The organism is Nitrospirales bacterium, assembly GCA_031315865.1.
GTDB lineage: Bacteria > Nitrospirota > Nitrospiria > Nitrospirales > UBA8639 > JAGQKC01.
The window spans coordinates 68,570-87,512 of record JALDRJ010000002.1 but is presented as its reverse complement, the minus strand read 5'-3'; the positions used below and the strand labels follow the sequence as shown (position 1 = coordinate 87,512).

Sequence of the window (18,943 nt, the reverse complement as noted above, 5' to 3'; positions counted from 1 at the left end):
TTACGTCGTATGAATCGGATCCACGGCTCGTCCACCGTAGGAACGGCCCCGGGGAAGCACGATCAGGCCTGATTTCCCAACAGGGCTTATCGGAGAGTTTCTGGGGCTAGAAAAGCCTAGCTCTGTCCCTGCCGCGATGACGTTGAACCGATCGGCAATGACACGACGCAACCGACATTTGGGGCCGATGATGGTCCCATCGAGGATGACGCATTCATCAATGTGCGAGCCTTCACCGATACGGACATTCCGCCCGATGATCGAGCGGGTGATCGTCGTGTCGACGAGCAGGCTGCCTTGGCCCACCATGGCATCATCGATGTGAGTTCGGACTAAACTGGCGACGGGTTCCAGCGAGGCATCAGTTTGAATCGGCCAATTCACGTTTCGTAGGTCGAAGATTGGCGTTTCGCCAAGGACGTCCATATTGGCCTGCCAGTAGGCATCGATAGTCCCGACGTCACGCCAATAGCCCCATTCTTCGTATGGATGGATGCCGGGAACGACATTTTTCAGGAAATCATACGCCAGAACCCGATGGGTTTTTGTGAGTAAGGGAATGATATCTTTTCCGAAGTCATGGGTACCCGTCAGACTGGCGTCATCTTCAAGCGAGCGAATCAACGTATCGACGTTGAAGATATAATTTCCCATGGAACTGTAGGCCATCTCCGGGTTCGAGGGCATGGGTTTCGGGGATTTGGGTTTTTCTTCAAACCCGATGATCTGGTGTTCCTGATCCACCTCCATAATCCCGAAGCCTTTTGCCGCGTGAATGGGGACAGGCAGGGCGGCCACCGTCACGTCGGCCTGATGATCCAGGTGGAATTGAATCATTTGTCGAATGTCCATGCGATAGATGTGATCGGCGCCAAACACCGCCACGAGACCGGGCGCGAAGTCATTAATCAGGTTAATATTCTGATAGATAGCATCGGCCGTGCCTTCATACCATTTGCCCCGTCCTTTCATTTGGGGTGGAACGACGGTGATAAAGGATTGACGATGTGGACCGCCTGACCGCCAGGCGCGTCGCAGGTGTTCGATGAGTGATTGGGAGCGGTACTGCACTAACACGTACATCGCCAACACGCCGGAATTCAGGAAGTTACTTAACACAAAATCTGTGATACGATAGGTTCCGGCGAATGGAACGGCTGGTTTACTGCGTTGTTCCGTCAGAGGCATCAGGCGTTCACCTTTTCCTCCAGCCATGATCATCGCCAGGACCCGTTGTGATCCCCGTTCCCGCTGTTGCCCTCTTGGTCTGATTTTTTGTGTTCGGCTCATGATGATTTCGTTTGAATTCGTGGTGGTTTTGAAGATGGAAGCGCTTGTCTGAGTGTTTCAATTTCCTTAGATTGTTGTGCCAGCATTCGACTTCTCTTCACCTGGGACGGTAATGATGCTAAAAGGGTAATCATGACGCCTAAGGCCAGTGCGGTGAGGAGGACAATCACTAATGACCCTTGGAATGTCCATGCAAAAAAGTGTATCGTGATTTCACTCGCATTCTGTAAGGCGAAAGCCACGGCCAAAAAAATGAGGAGCAACGCAGCAATAAGGCCGACTGACATAAGTATTTGCGAACTGGCGCGAAAAAAATAGGAATTTGTACTCAAACTCCACTACCTATTTACCATGTCTACAGTCAGTGATCAACAAATAGAGCGTCTGATTCGAGGTGAAGAAGGTCATCCATTTGGTTACCTCGGGCCGCATGCGGAAATCGTGAACGGTCAGACGCGTACGATCGTTCGAACATTTATGCCTGAGGCGGCAAATGTCTCCATCGTGTTCGATGATGCGGAGAAGACCGTGTTGCCGATGTCCGCCCTGTCTTCCGAGGGTGTGTTCGAGGCGAGTTGTGCGATCGATGCCCGTGCGACCGGGTACCGGTTTTTGGTTGAAGATCGGGTTGGAACGAAGACTGAATGTCGGGATCCGTATGCGTATGGACCAGTGTTGTCGGAGTACGACCTCCATCTCTTTGGCGAAGGAAAGCTTTACAAAGCCTACGATAAGCTGGGGGCGCAAGTGTGTCGGCATGAAGGGATTGAAGGGGTCAGTTTTGCGGTTTGGGCCCCGAATGCAACGCGAGTTAGTGTGGTCGGTGATTTCAATGCATGGGATGGCCGTCGCCACCCTATGCGATTACGAGAAGGATATGGGGTGTGGGAACTCTTTATTCCAGAGTTGATGGAAGGGGACGTGTATAAGTATGAGATTTTGCCCCAGCAGGGAGGTCCCCCGCTCCTTAAGGCAGATCCCTATGCCACGGCCTCTGAGCTTCGGCCCAAAACGGCATCGGTCATACGTCGTACGAGTCAGTACCACTGGAACGATCAGGACTGGATGTCGAAACGAAAAGGTTGGGATCCTTTATCTCAGGCCTTTTCGATCTATGAGGTCCACCTGGGTTCCTGGAAGCGCATTCCAGAAGAAGGTTCTCGGTGGCTCTCGTACGCAGAATTAGCTGAGTCGCTCATTCCCTACGTCCAAGAAATGGGTTTCACCCATATCGAGCTCATGCCTGTGACCGAACATCCCTTCGACGGGTCCTGGGGTTATCAGTCGACTGGGTACTTCGCGCCCACGAGCCGATTCGGAACTCCGGAAGGTTTCATGGCCTTTGTCGATGCCTGTCATCAAGCTGGTATCGGTGTCCTGATGGATTGGGCGCCGGCTCATTTTCCGGACGATCCACATGGGTTGGCCTGGTTCGACGGCACACATCTTTATGACCATCAAGACCCTCGTCTCGGGTACCATCCTGAATGGAAAAGCCGTATTTTTAACTATGGCCGGACCGAAGTGAAGAATTTTCTCATCAATAGCGCGTTGATGTGGTTCGACCGGTATCACATCGACGGTCTCCGCGTGGATGCGGTGGCCTCGATGCTCTATTTGGACTATGCCCGGAAAGACGGCGAATGGCTGGCGAATAAATTCGGGGGCAATGAAAACTTGGAGGCGGTGGAGTTCGTCAAAGAATTAAATGTGATGGTCCATCAGGAGCACCCTGGCGCCGTCATGATTGCCGAAGAGTCGACAGCCTGGTCAGGGGTGTCCCGGCCCACCTATGTTGGGGGACTCGGGTTTACGTTTAAGTGGAACATGGGTTGGATGCACGATACGCTGGAGTATTTCAGCCTGGACCCAGTTCACCGGAAATACCATCAGAATAAAGTCACGTTCGGGTTGATGTACGCGTTTACGGAAAATTTCGTCCTGGTTCTTTCACATGACGAAATCGTGCATGGGAAAAAAGCGCTTCTCGATAAGATGCCCGGCGACAATTGGCAGAAATTTGCCAACTTGCGCGCGCTCTACGGCCATATGTGGGGACACCCCGGCAAAAAGATGCTATTCATGGGCGGGGAGTTCGGCCAATGGTGGGAGTGGAATCACGATGATAGCCTGCAATGGCATCTGTTGGAGTATCCTCCGCATCAGGGTTTGCAACGCTACGTGGCTGACCTGAATCGGTTGTACCGATCCGAACCCGCTCTCTACGAGGTGGACTTTGATTGGCAGGGATTTGAATGGATTGACCTGCATGACAGTGACAATTCAACGCTGACATACATCCGTTACGCGCGTGATCACAATGACTATATCATTTGTGCCTGTAATTTTACGCCTGTGCCCAGAGAGCAATACCGCATGGGAGTTCCCAAAGAGGGAACGTATCGGGAACTCATCAACAGCGATGCGGAACTTTATGGCGGCAGCAATACCGGAAATGCCGGGTACGTCCAGGCTGAACCCATTCCCTTCCACGGACAATCGTTTTCCGTCCTCGTCACCCTCCCTCCCTTAGCGGTGGTCTTTTTTAAGCCCGTTTCGTGACACAATAATTTTTGGGGCTGTCCTAGATAATTAAGTCATTGTCTGCCTCACCCATTGTTTGAGCTGGATGAGCTGCCGTTGTGGATTTGGTGTATTAAATCGCCATTCACACTCTTTTAAAAAGAAATTGAAATGCTGTCGCGGCACGCCATTGAATTTGCGTAAGTGCCGCTTAGCCTGGTTCCAAAAGTTTTCGATGCCGTTAATGTGTTTATGCTTTTTTACAAACCGTTTCGAATGGTTGATCCGATAGTGTTTAAATTCTGACACATCCAACACGTTATAGGAGCGATAGGTATCCGTATAGACAATACTATCAGGCACAATGCGCTCTTTCATGATACCCAAGAGAGTTTTCGCTTTCGTGTCCGGGATGACTTGCGTGTACACGTGTCCGCCCCGCTTCAGGATACCAGAGACCGGCACTTTCCCAGCAGCGCCCCGGCCCCGTTTCCCTTTTCGATGCCCGCCGAAATAACTTTCATCGACTTCGATGGCCCCAGCAAGCGGCCTTTCTTCAGCTAGAGCCTGCGTGATAATCATGCGCAATCGCAGAAAGTAGTACGCGGCCGTGCTTTTATTTACGCCGACTAAAGCGGCCGCAGTGCGGGCGGTGGTCCCGGAGACAAAGTACTCGATCAATCGCCCCTGCTTTCCAGGACTTAATCGACTTTTCCGCATCTGGCCATCCTAAAATAATTCTCATTATCTAGGACAGCCCCTAATTTTTCTGCCTGCTTCTACATGCTGAACGAATGTTTTCGCGGCGTGGTTATGGCGTGGTTATTATGTTTGCTGATAGACCCGTACGGGATAAGCCGGAAGCGAGAGTTGTTGTTTCTCTTTTGTGAGGTCCAGCTCTGTGGGGGAGGGGGATTCAATATCCGTTGAAAAGGCTTCGGTGTGGTTATTGAGCAAGAGTCTCCACTTGTCCTGAGGTTTCGCAATCGTGAAAGTCTGGGGCATATCGTTAAACCCGAGAATCAGCAGCATGGCGGGAGCGTTGAGATGTTTTCGGTACATCATCAGGACATTCTGTTTTTTGTGGGTCCAAACTTTGAGTTGATGACCCTTGACGCCGGGGCCTAACGATGGGTGCTGTTTGCGGAGAGTGATGAGCCGTGTCACCCAGGCAGCCATGCGTCGTTGAAGTTCGGAGTGTTCGGATTTCAATGTCAGTCGCGAGGCTTCAAAGGTCTTCGCATCGTACGGGTCAGGGACTTTCTTCCACCCGAATTTTTTAAATTCCGACAATCGTCCTTTCCGGACAGCATCTATCAAATGTTCGTCGCCATGATCGATGAAGTATTGAAAGGGTGCCTGCTCGCCGTATTCTTCTCCCATGAACATCAAGGGGAGAAAGGGGGATAGGAGTACGGATGCGATCAGGACCTGTTGTGCGGAATGAGGAACAAGCGTGGAAAGCCGGTCTCCCTGGGCGCGATTTCCGATTTGATCGTGGTTTTGTGCAAAAACGACGAAGGAGGCGGCGGAGAGGTGTGAGGCCGAATGTCCGTGCCGTCGGTGCCGGTGCCGGGAATACTGACCTGAAAGGACAAAGTGCTTTTTCCATGCCGTGGCAATGTCTTCAAGTGCCCCGAAATCACAGTAATATCCCTGTTGTTCTTTGGTCACCAGGGCGTGGAGGGCATGGTGAAAGTCATCGTTCCATTGTCCATCCAATCCGTAGCCTCCTTTGGAAGGAGCCGCGATGATCTTGGTATCGTTTAAATCGCTTTCCGCGATGATGTAGGCTGATCGTCCGTGGCGCTTGGCCTCTTGACGGACGGCTTCGGTCAGTTCTTGAAGCACATGTTTCGTGCTGAAATCAAAGATGCTGTGAATGGCGTCCAGGCGCAGCGCGTCGATATGATAGTCGCGAACCCAATACCTAGCGTTGTCGATGATCGTGGCGCGTACGGAATCGCTATCGGGTCCATCGTAATTGACGGCATTGCCCCAAGGAGTCCTGTAGTGGTCCGTGAACAACGGCCCGAAATCCCCCCAATAATTTCCTTCCGGCCCAAAGTGGTTATAGACCACATCCAGAATGACTGCGAGATCTGCCGCATGGCAGGCGTCAACGAGGCGATGTAAGCCTTGTGGCCCGCCATAGCTGTTTTGTGGGGCGAACAGATAGGTGCCGTCATAGCCCCAATTCCGTTTGCCGGGAAATTGAGCGACCGGCATGAGTTCGATGGCTGTGATGCCGATCTCGTCGCGAAGATACGGTAAAAACGGAATGATGGCTTCGAAGGTGCCCTCTTGGGTAAAGGTGCCTACATGGAGTTCATAAATAATGAACTCTTTCAATGGGCGTCCTGTCCACCGCTGATCTGTCCAGGCAAACGCGTGTGTGTCTACGAGCTCCGAAGGCCCATGGACCCCTTCCGGTTGAAAGCGGGAGACCGGATCAGGTCTGTCTTTCTCTTCATTGAGGAGATAGCGATAACGGGTGCCGGCCGACACGTTGGAGACGGTGGTTGTCCAATAGCCAAAGGGCTGTGCGGAAAGGGGAGTGGGGGCATCGGAAGTTTCCGGAAAGTGGACGGCCATGGAATGCGCCCATGGAGCCCACATTCTAAACTCGACGGTTGATGAGTCGAGAAAACGAGGCCCGATATCAAAGGGGCGGTCAACAATCGAGTTCTGTGTTCTCGTGTTTGGTGGACTCATAATCCTCCTCGTGAAATGACCAGGTCATTATGCCTTGGAATGTGCGATTGCGCCAGTTATAAAATTGCAGTATAGTGTTCTTCATTCCATTCGTGTTTCTTTCATAACGGACTATTCATCCCTTACAGGAGAACCTCAAGTATGAAAGTGTGGCCCGGGAGGCCGTACCCCCTTGGTGCGACATGGGATGGCGAAGGTGTGAACTTTGCCTTATTCTCGGAAAATGCGACTGACGTAGATCTGTGTCTGTTCGAAGATGAACGGCAGGATCAGGAAACCCATCGCATCAGAATCGAAGAGCGTACCGATCAGGTATGGCATGTCTACCTTCCTGAGATCCGCCCTGGCCAATTCTACGGGTATCGGGTTCATGGCCCATACGATCCGAAAGCCGGTCACCGATTTAATCCATCCAAGTTATTGATTGACCCCTATGCCAAGGCCCTGTCAGGAGTCGTCCAATGGTCGGACGCGATGTATGGCTATCGACAGGGGGATCCTGAGCAGGATCTTTCATTGGATCAGCGGAATAATGCGGGAAACATCCCCAAGGGCATTGTGATCGATCAAGCCTTTACCTGGGGAGGTGACCGGTTACTGGATACGCCCTGGGAGCGAACGGTAATCTATGAGGTGCATGTGAAAGGATTGACCATGCGGCATCCTGAAGTGAGGGAGGAGTTGCGTGGGACGTACGCCGGCCTGGCTTCTCCACCTATTATTGAATACCTGCAATCGCTCGGCGTCACGGCAATCGAACTTCTCCCTGTGCATCATTTTGTGAATGACAATTTTCTTAAAGAACGTGGTCTCACGAATTATTGGGGATATAATTCCATCGGGTTTTTTGCTCCGGACATCCGGTATTCGGCATACAAAGATTTGGGGCGGAAGGTTTATGAATTCAAAACGATGGTGAAAACTTTCCACAGTGCCGGAATCGAGGTCATTCTCGATGTGGTGTACAATCACACGGGAGAAGGTAATCATCTCGGCCCCACGCTCTCGTTTCGCGGGATCGACAATGCTTCCTATTACCGTCTCGTTCCTGACGATCCCCGCTATTACATGGATTACACGGGATGTGGGAATACCTTGAATGTCCGCCATCCCCGTACGCTTCAATTGATCATGGACAGTTTGCGGTATTGGGTGTGCGAGATGCATGTGGATGGATTCCGGTTTGATTTGGCGTCCACCCTGGCTCGTGAGCTCCATGATGTGGATCGCCTGAGCGCGTTCTTCGACATTATCCATCAAGATCCGGTGTTGTCTCAGGTCAAGTTGATCGCCGAGCCCTGGGATTTAGGAGAGGGCGGCTATCAGGTAGGCAATTTCCCCCCTGGTTGGGCAGAATGGAATGGCATATACCGGGATGATATTCGTCGATATTGGAAAGGCGATGGCGGGGTGTTGGGTGAAATCGCGTATCGGTTGTCCGGGAGCAGCGACTTATACGGGCGTAGCGGTCGTCAGCCCTATGCGAGCATTAATTTTGTCACGGCCCATGATGGCTTTACCCTCAATGATTTGGTCTCGTACAACCAGAAACACAATGAAGCGAATCAAGAGGGCAATCGCGATGGCTCGGATGACAATTTGAGTTGGAACTGTGGGGCAGAAGGCCGGACCGATGATCCCGTGATTCTTGAGTTACGGGAACAGCAGAAGCGAAACTTTCTCGCCACCCTGTTGCTTTCTCAGGGGATTCCCATGCTGTGTGGTGGGGATGAAATAGGCCGCACTCAGGAAGGAAACAACAATGCCTATTGTCAGGATAATGAACTCAGCTGGTACGATTGGAATCTCACCAAGCCGCAACAACATCTTCTGGAATTTACCAAGCTTTTGATCGATCTGAAAAAGACGCATCCCGTCTTTCGACGGCGGCGATTCTTTCAAGGACGGCGCATTCGCGGTTCGCAAGTCAAGGATATTTCGTGGTTTGGAGCCCATGGAAAAGAAATGACCGATCAAGAATGGGGCATGGGGTTTCGCACGATCGGCATTCGCTTAGCGGGAGATGCGATCGGCGAAAAAGATACTCGTGGGCAACCGATCATCGATGACACCTTTCTTCTGCTCTTAAACGCGTATCATAAAGAGGTACCGTTTGTTCTTCCGGCCCATAAAAAAGGGGTGAGGTGGGAATTAGTGTTCGATACGGCTTTGGATCATGAGCAGACCGTGCTAAAGAAAACTCCACTGATGAAAGGTGGGCAGCCCTACGCGCTTTCTCCACGTGGTTTTGCCCTCATGCGGATATGTTGAGAGCAGAGATGAGGCCCTCTTATCCCGCTCTCAACGAACCAGGTAGGGTTTCAGGAAAGAAGAAAGATCCGCGAAACAATGCCCTATGGGTTTTGGCTATCCCCGATTCCCGACAAATTTCTTTCCCCGTTCCATCAGATCATCCACGACACCACGGGCATCCTCTGTAAACTCGTTCACGCGTTCACCGGCGTCTTCGGCGAAATGACGGATTTTTCTTCGAGTACGACTTCCAGATTGTGGGGCCATGAGGATGCCCATGCCGGTACCGAGGATGATCCCTGTAATAAATGCCAGTCCGCCGAATAAGACATATCGCGTGTCAGTGTCCATTTCGTATTTCCCTTCTTAAGATGTGTTCTACGTTTGGGGCCAAGGTGCATGCCAAGCTCTAGCGTCTCTCGTATATTCTAGAGGAAAGGTCGGCTGTTTACCAATCTCTGCCATATTTTCCAATATTTGCTGTGGCTTTGCCCAATCACTCCAGAGCACTTTTTCAAGCTCAATGACCGCGAGCTGGGGAGCGAGCTGGAGTAGAGACGAGAGCGAGATTTCCCAGATTTTGGGATGTTGGAAGATTCGTTCAAGAACCGCCTGTTCATAGGAAGTCTCAATGGCATCTTGCAACTCATCGAATAAATCCATCATCTGAGGAAAAAAATCCCAGCCTAAATTCCACAGCACGTCTACCTGCGCGGCCAACACTGAGGTATTGGCCAGTATGGCGGTTTGAGGAGGATACTCATCGGTATCTTGTTCTGAAGCAGGGGCAAGACCTTTCACGCCATACAGGGGATATCCATGGGTCCACCCCAATGGTTGGTCAAGTACGATGCCGTCCTCGGATTGCCGTGAGGCCGTCTCCGTCGCTCCAATGATGAAAATGTGATCAGGGAAACGTTCAGTCGACCATATCATTCGTTGGACAGTCTTCAGGAACAAGTTTTCAGGATAGATAAAATGATCCGAAGGATAGAAGACGACTAATGCCCTTGGTTCTTTAATTTGCAAGTAGGTGAGGGCTAAAAACAGGCTCACGACTCTTCCACGATGACGGGGTTCTGTGATGATAATGCCGGGAACGCGTCCGCCCAATTGTGTGCAGACTTCGTGGAGATACGATTTGGCGACGATCGTGATTTTACAATTAGGATGACTCAGTTGATCGGCGCGGTCCCAGGTATGTTGCAGCATCGACCGTGAGCCGACGAAGGTATAAAAGGGTGTGGGTTTCTTCTGGCCAAACCAATGCTGAAAACTTGGATGGGTGGAATGTTGCTCGTCTCCCGTGAAAATGACCGACCAGAGGGGAAGTGGTTCAACATGGGTAGTGGGCATGGTGACCTCCATTCTTTAAGCGAGGACAGCCACTCGCAGGTGCGAAGGACATGGCTCATGATTGATATTAAGCCACCGGTTTTTTGGCGGTTTTTTATTTCCGTTCCATTTAATAAGTCATTCAATCTCATGGGCACTCGTGTTTGCTTCACTGCCCCGCCTTCCACTATGGGCATGGGACCGGGAAGGCACTGCAATTTTTTTACAAGCCCTCTATCAGGGCGATGGTATTCTGCCCATCAAACCCTTTGAGCGGTCGACGCATGCAATTTCTGAGTAAGAAGATGTGCTAAGCGCCAACCGCTTGAAGTGAACAACGACGAGAGCAAGATAGGTAAGAATAAGAAAAGGTATGAAGCGTGACATCTTGAATAATACGGATGATGTCAAGCGAGATGGAGCGAATGTCGTTAGGACAGAAGAGGAATATTCTTCAATACAATTGAAGGTGTGGAGTTGGGAACATCGTGGCTGTCTTCCGACAGAACAGGTCATGATTGAACCTCCCACAGATTTTCAATTGTCTCTTAATATCCAAATATCGTCAAGTGAAATATCATCAAGTTTCGTCCAGGAAAATCCCATGCCATTCCGATTTTCGCAAATCCTGTCTTCCTTTTTCTGTTAAGCTGTCGCGGGATAGAATTTAGTGTCGTGCATACGTAATTTTTCTTGTGGTAAGTTTGGGGCTGTGGTATCTGAACAGAAATAGTGTTCTTGCAAGAAAAACAACATGTTGGATAGAGGCATGTGTTTCTTTTAATAGGCAGTATGCATAATTTATTCTCATTCCGGTAGTGTGAGCGATCATTGCCTATGACGTCTATGCCCGACAACTCTTCCGTTCAATTCGATGATGTGCGTCGACTGGCCGACTACTTTGGTCTTGCAAGCTCTTACACCGATGGGGTGGGCGTGACCAGGACCATTCGGGATGAGAACTTGACTTCGGTTTTAGAGGCCTTGGGCATCCCTGTGAGGTCAAGCCAAGGGGTGGCGCAGCATCTGCGTGAAGCAGAAAACCATCCTTGGCGACAGCTCGTGGACGAGGTCATCGTTTTACCGGATCATCTTGGGTCATCATCCATCGATGTTTCACTGCCCGTTGAGTCCGGTCGATTGGAAACGTTGGAAATGACCTGGACGATTACTGACGAACAGAACAGAGCGCAGACGTTCCAGAGGAATCCTCAGCCATTTCGTGTTCTGGAGGCAAAGCGGCTCGAAACCATGCGGTATGTTCGTGTCGCTCTATCCATGCCGTGTGTGTTGGGGCTAGGTTATTACCGGATGTCCCTCGATATTCAAGTCCGGCAAGCCGGGCAAGCCGGGAATCAGCATGCGAGTGGGGAGACGTTTCTCATCGTCGCTCCCTCTCAATGCTACCTTCCTCGGACTCCGTCTCGCAGCGTGGGGCTGAGCGTACAACTCTATAATGTCAGAACGGCTCAAAACTGGGGAATCGGAGACTTCCGAGATCTTGAAAGCCTCATGCGATGGGGCAAAAAGCATCTGGATGTTTCGACGATCGGGCTCAATCCCCTTCACGCCCCATCGGCGGGTCTCTCGAGCCCGTACTCCCCGTCAAGCCGGCTCTACTTTAATCCCATCTATTTAAATCTGGAAGGGATTCCCGAATTCCGATCGACGCCTTCCTGTCAGCGACGGTTTCATAGTGCACGGTTTCAAAAGGCCTTGCAGGAATTACGAACGAGTCATCTCGTGCAATACGATCGAGTGCGTGAGATAAAATCGGAAATGCTGGGATGCTTGTACAAAGCGTTTGAGCGGCAACATGTTCGGTACAGGACAGCCCGTTTTCGCACATTCGAACGATACTGTCGGACGCAGGGAAAACGTCTTGAACAGTATTGCGCCTTCCAGGTGCTGTCCGAACGATTCAAGACGGCCAATTGGCGTCAGTGGCCAACGGACTATCAACGGTCGACCTCTCAAGTTGTGCGGGACGTTCTTGACGGGAGCCAGGAGCGGTTTCGATTTTTTCAGTACGTGCAATGGCAGTGTGAAGAGCAGTTATCTCGTTTAGACCGGCTCGCAAAGCGCCTCAAGCTCTCGCATCGGCTCTATCATGATCTTCCTGTTGGCGTCCATCCTGATGGAGCGGATGCGTGGATATTTCAAGACGAGCTGGCATTAGGGGTGACGTTGGGAGCGCCGCCGGATTCGTTTAATTTACAGGGACAGAATTGGGGGCTTATGGCGCCAATTCCATGGCGCATGCGTGTGTCAGGATATCAATTTTTTCTGGAAACGATTCGACGCAATATGCAGTATGGGGGAATGTTGCGAATTGACCATGCTCTAGGGTTATTCCGGCTCTTTATGATTCCAGAGGGATGTCCCGGAGAAGCTGGAACATACGTGAAAACTCGCATTGATGAAATCCTGGCGATTCTGGCTCTGGAGAGTGTCAGGAATCACGTCATGGTGGTGGGGGAAGATCTTGGCGTGGTGACACAGGAAATTCGTGACTGTTTAGCGAAGGCCGGAATTCTATCGTATCGAATCATGCCGTTTGAGAAGACGCAGATGGGAAAATGGCAAACGCCCAAACACTACCCGAAGCAGGCGATCGTGTCCTTCACGACGCATGACTTACCGACCTTTAGGGGGTATTGGGCGGGACGTGATATTGAGGTGAAAGCCCAGGCAGCCCTGTATCCCAGTGAGCAGCACATTGAATGCGATTGGGAAACGCGAATGAAGGACCGGATTGCCTTCATTCAAGCCATGGTCAAGGCGAACCTTCTTCCCAAGAGCGCAGTGACTTCGGTCCCCCTACATGCGCCTGAGACGTTTTTGAGGGCCGCGTATGCCTACCTCGCCCGTTCTCGCTGCCGGGTGGTCATGATTCCCCTGGAAGATATCGTTGGAGAACTGGACGCCCCCAATTTACCCGGTGCAACACATGATGCGTACCCCTCATGGAAAATTAAATTACGCCGGTCATTCGAAGAATTTAAAAAAGATCCTCGAATCGGTTCTACGATGAAAGCCGTTCACGCTGAGCAACAAGGCAACAGGTGTCAGGGAAGGGCCAGGAAAGGGGGGGATTGACGGGGCATGGCTGCGCCATGAGTGCTATGAAGGTCATGGATGTGATGATGGGTGTTGGGGCCATGAGGGATTCCAGGAATATCTCACCGACAAAGGGTATGTCGCGGCTCAGGTGCACGTTTCAGCGAAGTTGATGGCAAGCGGCTTGCGACTGATTCAAGAGACATGCAAGGATAGACGCTTCTTTTTCCTCAATTGGATCGTGGCTGCGGTCCAATGAATATGACAAGGTTTATCGGTGGAGCCAGACGAAGGGGCGACGCCTCTTTGGTGAAATATAGTTTTTGGAACTTCATGATTCAACATTTTTTCAGTGAAACGTTCGTGAGATTCGTTGAGCAGGAAGTTCGCGAAGAATTCGTAAGGCACTAGGTTCATGCAGCTATCGGACATTCGACTGTTCACGGTCTTTATTCAGGCAAGTATGGCCGACTGGGCGGAACAATTCACGCAGTCGTTTACGGCGAGTGTGTCGGACGTCGTGTCTTTTTTCCCCACCCTTTTGGAAGCGCTTCTTCTCTTACTTTTAGGAGTTTTATTGGCCAAGCTCGTTGGCGTCGCCACCACGCGTTTACTGCGATTGTTTGGGCTGGATCGTCTGTTGGGGCGCACTGCGATTCAGACGCTTCTTGAACGGTCCGGGACCAAAAAGAAAATTTCCGAAATTTTAGGCATGACGAGTTTCTGGGTCATCTTTCTTCTGTTTCTCATCTCCGCCTCGAGGACGGTAGGGCTGGCGATCGTGTCGGAAGCGTTGACCAGTCTTGCGTACTATATTCCCAAGGTAGGTATCGCCATCCTGATCCTGGTCTTGGGATTGATGGCGGCTAATTTCGTCAGAGAATTAATCTTACTCGCCTGCAGTACGGCCGGTATCGTGCAGGGTGCGATCGTGGCGCAGGCGTTTTATGTCGCGGGCATTCTTCTCGTCGTCGTCACGGCGATTAATGAACTGGGTATCGACACGGGATTGTTAAACAACACCATCACTTTGCTGGTTGCCGGGCTCATCGCGGGTGCCGCCTTATCTTTCGGGCTTGGTTCCCGGGCCGCGGTCGCCAATCTTATCGCTGCACATTATTTGCAATCGATCGTACGAGTGGGATTGCACGTGCGTATGGGAGAGATTCAAGGGACCGTTGTGGCGATGACGCCGGTCTCGGTCGTCGTGGAAACGGATAGCGGACGGGTGGTGATTCCGGCTTCACAGTTCAATGACACGACCGCCGTGATCTCCAGTCCAGAAACCTGATATGCAGCCAGAAGATCAATTAACGTTGGGCTATGTTCGTTCTCATCCACTGGAAGCGGCTCGTCGCCTGGAGTCGATGAAGTCCGAAGATGCCGCAGGATTACTCGCCCCCTTGCCAGCGGACGATGTCGCCTCGGTTCTGGAACATTGTCTGCCGGGTCCGGCCTCAAGAATTTTAGCCAACCTCACTCTGCGGATGACCTGTAATGTTATCACCGAGCTTTCGACCTCTTCGGCAATCGGCGTGCTTCGACAGTTTGATGAATCGCTTCGAATGGATTTATTGGAACGATTGGAGAAAGCCATCGGCTCAAGCCTGCGTCGAGCCATGCGATACCCTCCCCACACGGCAGCCAATTTGGCTGATCCTCGCGTGATGACTCTGCCGCCGGATATTACGATTCAAGAAGCGTTAGCCCGTACGAAACAAGACGCGCGGAACACGACCTATTATGTGTACGTGATCGATCGCGAGGCCAAGCTCAAGGGACTCATCACGCTGAAGCAATTGATCGCGAACGACGGTGACCATCTCATCGCCACACTGATGACCACGAAGGTCGTGACGCTTTCGGCAGACGCCAGTATTGATGAAATACTGCAATCTCCGCAGTGGGAGCGATTTCATACCCTGCCAGTCGTCGATCGTTGGGGCGCGTTCCTGGGGGCGTTGCGTTACCGCACGCTTCGAGGCATTGAGCAGGAGCATGTGCAAAACCCAGATCCAGGCCCTCTCAGCCAGGCGCTCATTCAACTCTGGGAGGTGTATTCACTGGCGGGTATTGGCATCATGACCGATATGGTCAAAACTATGGGGTCGCGAGAGCCAGACCGGTATGGAACATCGATCTGGCATCAGAAGGAGAACCCCTGATGTCCTATGAGGTGATCCATGAAGCGTTCTTTACGGATTACCATGAAGAAGCTGCGCAAATTCTTGAGACGTTTCCCGTTCCGGACATCCTCCGGATGTTGCAGTCCACCAGTGGGAAGAACGCGGCCAATCTTCTGTCCTGCTTGAGCCCTTCCCTGGCTGCCGAAATCATGACCGTCATGCCCAGCGAATTGCTTTCCAAAACGCTCTCGGAACTTTCTCCCGCGATCGCTGCATCGTTGTTGCACCGAGTGGATGAAGATTTTCAAATCGCGATACTACATCGAATTTCTTCTAAGCGCGCCAACGAGATCCGTGCGCACATGGAATATCCCCCAGAAAGCGTGGGAAGTCTGATGGATCCTTCGCCGTTTGTCCTTCCTGAAGATGTGACGGTCGAAGAGGCGATTTACCAGGTCCGCAATAGGGCTTCAAAAGATATTCATGATCTGTACGTGATCGATCGTACACACCAGCTTGTCGGGAAACTATCGCTACGTGACTTGCTCCTGGTCCCGCCTGATGAGCGTTTGCAATCCGTCATGCATCAGGATTTGCCGGCAATCCATCCGCTCGAAAACCGGGAACAAATCGTCGAGCTGTTTAGTGAGCGACATGTGTTTACGATCCCGGTCGTTGATCTTGACGGCGTGTTGCTGGGTGTGATTCGAAATGAAGATATCGTCAAGGCGAGCCAGGAAGACGCGACAGCCGATTTGCAAACGATGGTCGGTGCGAGCAAAGATGAACGGGCGTTATCACCCGCCTGGTTTTCCGTTCGTAAGCGATTGCCCTGGTTGCAGATCAATTTGTTGACGGCGTTTCTTGCGGCGTTGGTCGTCGGTATGTTTGAAGACACGATCGCCAAAATCACGGCTTTGGCCGTCCTCTTACCTGTGGTGGCGGGACAGTCGGGCAACACGGGTGCGCAATCTCTGGCAGTGGTCATGCGTGGGTTGGCCTTGCGCGATATTCGTCCATCTCAATGGCTAACGGTCAGTGGGAAGGAAGTCTACGTGTCCTTCTTGAATGGAGTGGCGATTGCCTTGACGGCGTGTTTTGCGGTGGCCCTCTGGAGTCATTCAGTCGGGTTGACGATGGTTATCGGGATTTCGATGGTTGTGTCGATGGTGATCGCGGGATTGGCCGGAGCCATCATTCCGATTACGTTGAAAGCGTTGAAACAAGATCCCGCGCAATCTTCTTCGATCGTGCTCACCACGATAACCGATGTCGTCGGGTTTTTCAGTTTTCTTGGCCTCGCGACTGTCTTCTCCCGTTTTCTTGAATTCTAGATCGTAACCATCCTTTCCACAACGCGCATTTTCCTAGGAGACATGACCTTTTGAGGTTGAAAAGGGCCTTTGGCTAATGGATCGCCGGTCTGCGGGATAACCGCAACGCCGGTAACGAAATCTCATAAAATCGAACGGCTCTTTTTCGATGAGTTGCCTGTCTGCGAGCTCCTGGGATACTATCTTCACCGATCATTCACAATGGCCATCGGCTTTTTATTCTGAGGAAAGGAGAGGTTATGGACAGCTCGCTTGTCAATCGCGTCAAACAAGGGGTTCCGCTTGATCGTGACATCGAACGTTTACGAAGCCAATTATCTATCCTCAAGGGCTACTTAAAAGCGGAGCCAACCGCGGAAGATTTATTAGACTACGATGCCAAGGTCGTCGATCTGATCAGTGACATTTTGGGAAGCTCTTCCCCGATGATTGAGGCCTATGAATATGCCACGGTTGGAGAAGCGGCGGGCCTGATGAATTGGCCTGATGAAGCCCCTGAAGGGATGACGCACGAGTCGGAACGGGAAAATCTCCGACAGCGGTTACGAATTCTTGAGAGTTGTATCGCGGACCTGGAGACTCGTCGAGCTGCGGCGACGCATGGGGCTCGTCGAAAACATATCTCAGGGCCGCGCGTCGCGGAATACATGTCAAAATCTATTCGTGCGATTCCAATGGAGGCTACGCTGAAAGAAGCGGGACAAAGTCTGAATCAGTGGAATGTCGGATCCTTGTTGGTTCAAAGCGGGGAGGAGTTTATCGGGTATATTACCGATACCGAGCTTACCAGAGAGGTTGTGGGAGGCGGGGTCGATGCAACCACCGCGACGGTGAAGACTTGTATGCGAGAGCCGGTCATTTCGATCGAAAGTAGTGATCCGATCGTGGAAGCCGTGCGATTAATGAAAGAAAAGGCGACCCGCCATTTAGCGGTGACCGAAAATGGTCAAATCATGGGAGTGGTATCTGTCTCTGATGTTTTGAGGTATTATTCTGGTGTGAATTAAGGCTTGTATTCTGTCCCAGGCGACCAGATCGCCCGACCCTCTCTTCCCGCTCTTCTTCTGTACGATGAAATAACATTTTAGTGATTAGCATCCCACGGGCCAAAGCCCGTGGGACATCTCTGAAGATTACGAAAGCTGATTCGGGGATACGGAATCAAAGCCGTACTTGAGCATCAGTTTTTGTATGCGGGCGCTTAACATGTAGTCAAAAAATTTCTTTGCGACAGGCAAAGAAGCCTCGCGGCAGGTAGATACAATGGCCTGCCCTAATTGGACCGGTACATGCGTCCCAGTTGGTTCTTCATCAACAATATAGACTTTCCCATTGCTGATGGCGTCCGAGCGATAGACGATTCCCATCTCCGCTTTGCCGGTGTGGATTAAGTTCATGATATCTTCAGCATGCTTGGCATGGATAAACTTGCCTTGTTTCTTATGAACAGGGGAAAGATCGGCCAGCGCTTGATACGTGACTTCCCCAAGGGACGACGTGCGGGGGTGCCCAAGAGCAATCGTTGCTTGGTTGGGAATCGCCTCATTAAAAGAGATCGGCATTGCGTATGATTGCGAGGACATGACGAGCACCAGGGAAGTCTCGGCATAGGGTTGAGGCCCATTATAGAGTGTCATGTTTTTATCATGGAGGATGTTCACGTCCTCGGTCGATGCCCCAAGAAAGACATCAATCGGAGCGCCTTTTTCAACTTGTCGACGCAGCGTTGGAGAAGCGCTGTAGACGACCTTCACGCTTTCACCGTATTCATCCTCGAACATCGGTACGATTTCCTGTAACGCAGCCTTCATGCTTGGCGGAGCACCGACTGTCAAAGGCTCTGCTTGTACGGACTCCTTGGTAGCCACTAAGCTGAGTATTCCGCCGACTGCGATCACGATACCCAGTTTCTTCCAAATACTTGTCGTTGTCATTATTGTGTACCTCTCTGCCCCTTGTTGGCTGAAGGGATTTTTAAAAAATTGGTAAACAGAAGTTGCTTTCAAATTTTTAACCGCACATTGATTTTTGAAATCTTATCTGATCGCTGCAAACGAATGATGATGTGAGGTTCAAGCAAATTGAATGCCTAGTCTCGTGGCGACATGGATTGGTTCTAACTCTCCTTTTTTACTTGATAATTCACCAGAATGCATTCTTGATTTCCTCAAAATCATCTCTGTGTTTATGGCGCGTGCCGTGCGATTTCGAACAGTGCGCTCAGTGCAAAATTTCATTTTGCATTTCTTTAAGGCCAAGTTTTCAGAGGTGAAAATGACATGAATTTAGCGATGACTCGGCTCTGAT

14 protein-coding genes are annotated in these 18,943 nt (G+C 51.2%); 7 read left to right on the top strand and 7 right to left on the bottom strand.

The window, feature by feature from the left end; genetic code table 11:
- Both MRJ96_00400 and MRJ96_00395 read right to left on the bottom strand, forming a co-directional pair.
- Entirely contained in the window at nt 1-1,290 is a 1,290-nt protein-coding gene (locus MRJ96_00400; GenBank protein MDR4499899.1) for a glucose-1-phosphate adenylyltransferase, read from the bottom strand.
- The gene (locus tag MRJ96_00395) at nt 1,287-1,622 is read right to left on the bottom strand and encodes a LapA family protein (protein MDR4499898.1); all 336 of its coding nucleotides are present in this window, start codon (nt 1,620-1,622) and stop codon (nt 1,287-1,289) included. Before MRJ96_00395 ends, MRJ96_00400 begins: the two co-directional genes overlap by 4 nt.
- A gap of 19 nt (nt 1,623-1,641) precedes the next feature.
- Between MRJ96_00395 and glgB the strand changes: the two genes are divergently transcribed.
- The gene (gene glgB, locus MRJ96_00390; GenBank protein MDR4499897.1) at nt 1,642-3,852 is read left to right on the top strand and encodes a 1,4-alpha-glucan branching protein GlgB; all 2,211 of its coding nucleotides are present in this window, start codon (nt 1,642-1,644) and stop codon (nt 3,850-3,852) included.
- A gap of 30 nt (nt 3,853-3,882) precedes the next feature.
- Here glgB and MRJ96_00385 read toward each other — a convergent pair whose 3' ends face one another.
- Nucleotides 3,883-4,533: an IS1595 family transposase gene (locus MRJ96_00385; GenBank protein MDR4499896.1), complete on the bottom strand. Its 651-nt coding sequence runs from the start codon at nt 4,531-4,533 to the stop codon at nt 3,883-3,885.
- 105 nt (nt 4,534-4,638) lie between these two features.
- Nucleotides 4,639-6,528 carry a malto-oligosyltrehalose trehalohydrolase gene (treZ, locus tag MRJ96_00380; GenBank protein ID MDR4499895.1) on the bottom strand — a complete coding sequence of 630 codons (1,890 nt, stop codon included), beginning with the start codon at nt 6,526-6,528 and terminating at the stop codon, nt 4,639-4,641.
- A gap of 141 nt (nt 6,529-6,669) precedes the next feature.
- On the opposite strand from treZ, the gene glgX reads away from it, so the two are divergent.
- Nucleotides 6,670-8,799, top strand: a complete 2,130-nt coding sequence (gene glgX / locus MRJ96_00375; GenBank protein MDR4499894.1) for a glycogen debranching protein GlgX — start codon at nt 6,670-6,672, stop codon at nt 8,797-8,799.
- A 96-nt stretch (nt 8,800-8,895) separates the two neighbouring features.
- Here glgX and MRJ96_00370 read toward each other — a convergent pair whose 3' ends face one another.
- Both MRJ96_00370 and MRJ96_00365 read right to left on the bottom strand, forming a co-directional pair.
- Nucleotides 8,896-9,132 carry a YtxH domain-containing protein gene (locus MRJ96_00370; GenBank protein MDR4499893.1) on the bottom strand — a complete coding sequence of 79 codons (237 nt, stop codon included), beginning with the start codon at nt 9,130-9,132 and terminating at the stop codon, nt 8,896-8,898.
- A 27-nt stretch (nt 9,133-9,159) separates the two neighbouring features.
- A complete protein-coding gene (locus tag MRJ96_00365) occupies nt 9,160-10,137 on the bottom strand; it encodes a hypothetical protein (protein ID MDR4499892.1) in 978 nt (325 codons plus the stop codon).
- Between the two features lie 825 nt (nt 10,138-10,962).
- On the opposite strand from MRJ96_00365, the gene malQ reads away from it, so the two are divergent.
- From malQ to MRJ96_00340, 5 genes are all read left to right on the top strand, one after another.
- Nucleotides 10,963-13,215 carry a 4-alpha-glucanotransferase gene (gene malQ, locus MRJ96_00360; protein ID MDR4499891.1) on the top strand — a complete coding sequence of 751 codons (2,253 nt, stop codon included), beginning with the start codon at nt 10,963-10,965 and terminating at the stop codon, nt 13,213-13,215.
- 376 nt (nt 13,216-13,591) lie between these two features.
- Nucleotides 13,592-14,467 (top strand): mechanosensitive ion channel, encoded by an 876-nt coding sequence (locus MRJ96_00355; GenBank protein MDR4499890.1) that lies wholly within the window; start codon nt 13,592-13,594, stop codon nt 14,465-14,467.
- Between the two features lies 1 nt (nt 14,468).
- Nucleotides 14,469-15,341: a CBS domain-containing protein gene (locus tag MRJ96_00350; protein ID MDR4499889.1), complete on the top strand. Its 873-nt coding sequence runs from the start codon at nt 14,469-14,471 to the stop codon at nt 15,339-15,341.
- Complete coding sequence (gene mgtE / locus MRJ96_00345; protein ID MDR4499888.1) at nt 15,341-16,636, top strand: magnesium transporter; 1,296 nt, start codon at nt 15,341-15,343, stop codon at nt 16,634-16,636. The genes MRJ96_00350 and mgtE overlap by 1 nt, the downstream gene beginning before the upstream one ends.
- Nucleotides 16,637-16,875: 239 nt before the next feature.
- Entirely contained in the window at nt 16,876-17,643 is a 768-nt protein-coding gene (locus MRJ96_00340; protein ID MDR4499887.1) for a CBS domain-containing protein, read from the top strand.
- Nucleotides 17,644-17,769: 126 nt separating this feature from the next.
- On the opposite strand, the gene modA is transcribed toward MRJ96_00340, so the two are convergent.
- On the bottom strand, nt 17,770-18,570 hold the full coding sequence (gene modA / locus MRJ96_00335; GenBank protein ID MDR4499886.1) for a molybdate ABC transporter substrate-binding protein: 801 nt from the start codon (nt 18,568-18,570) through the stop codon (nt 17,770-17,772).
- Nucleotides 18,571-18,943 lie beyond the last annotated feature (373 nt).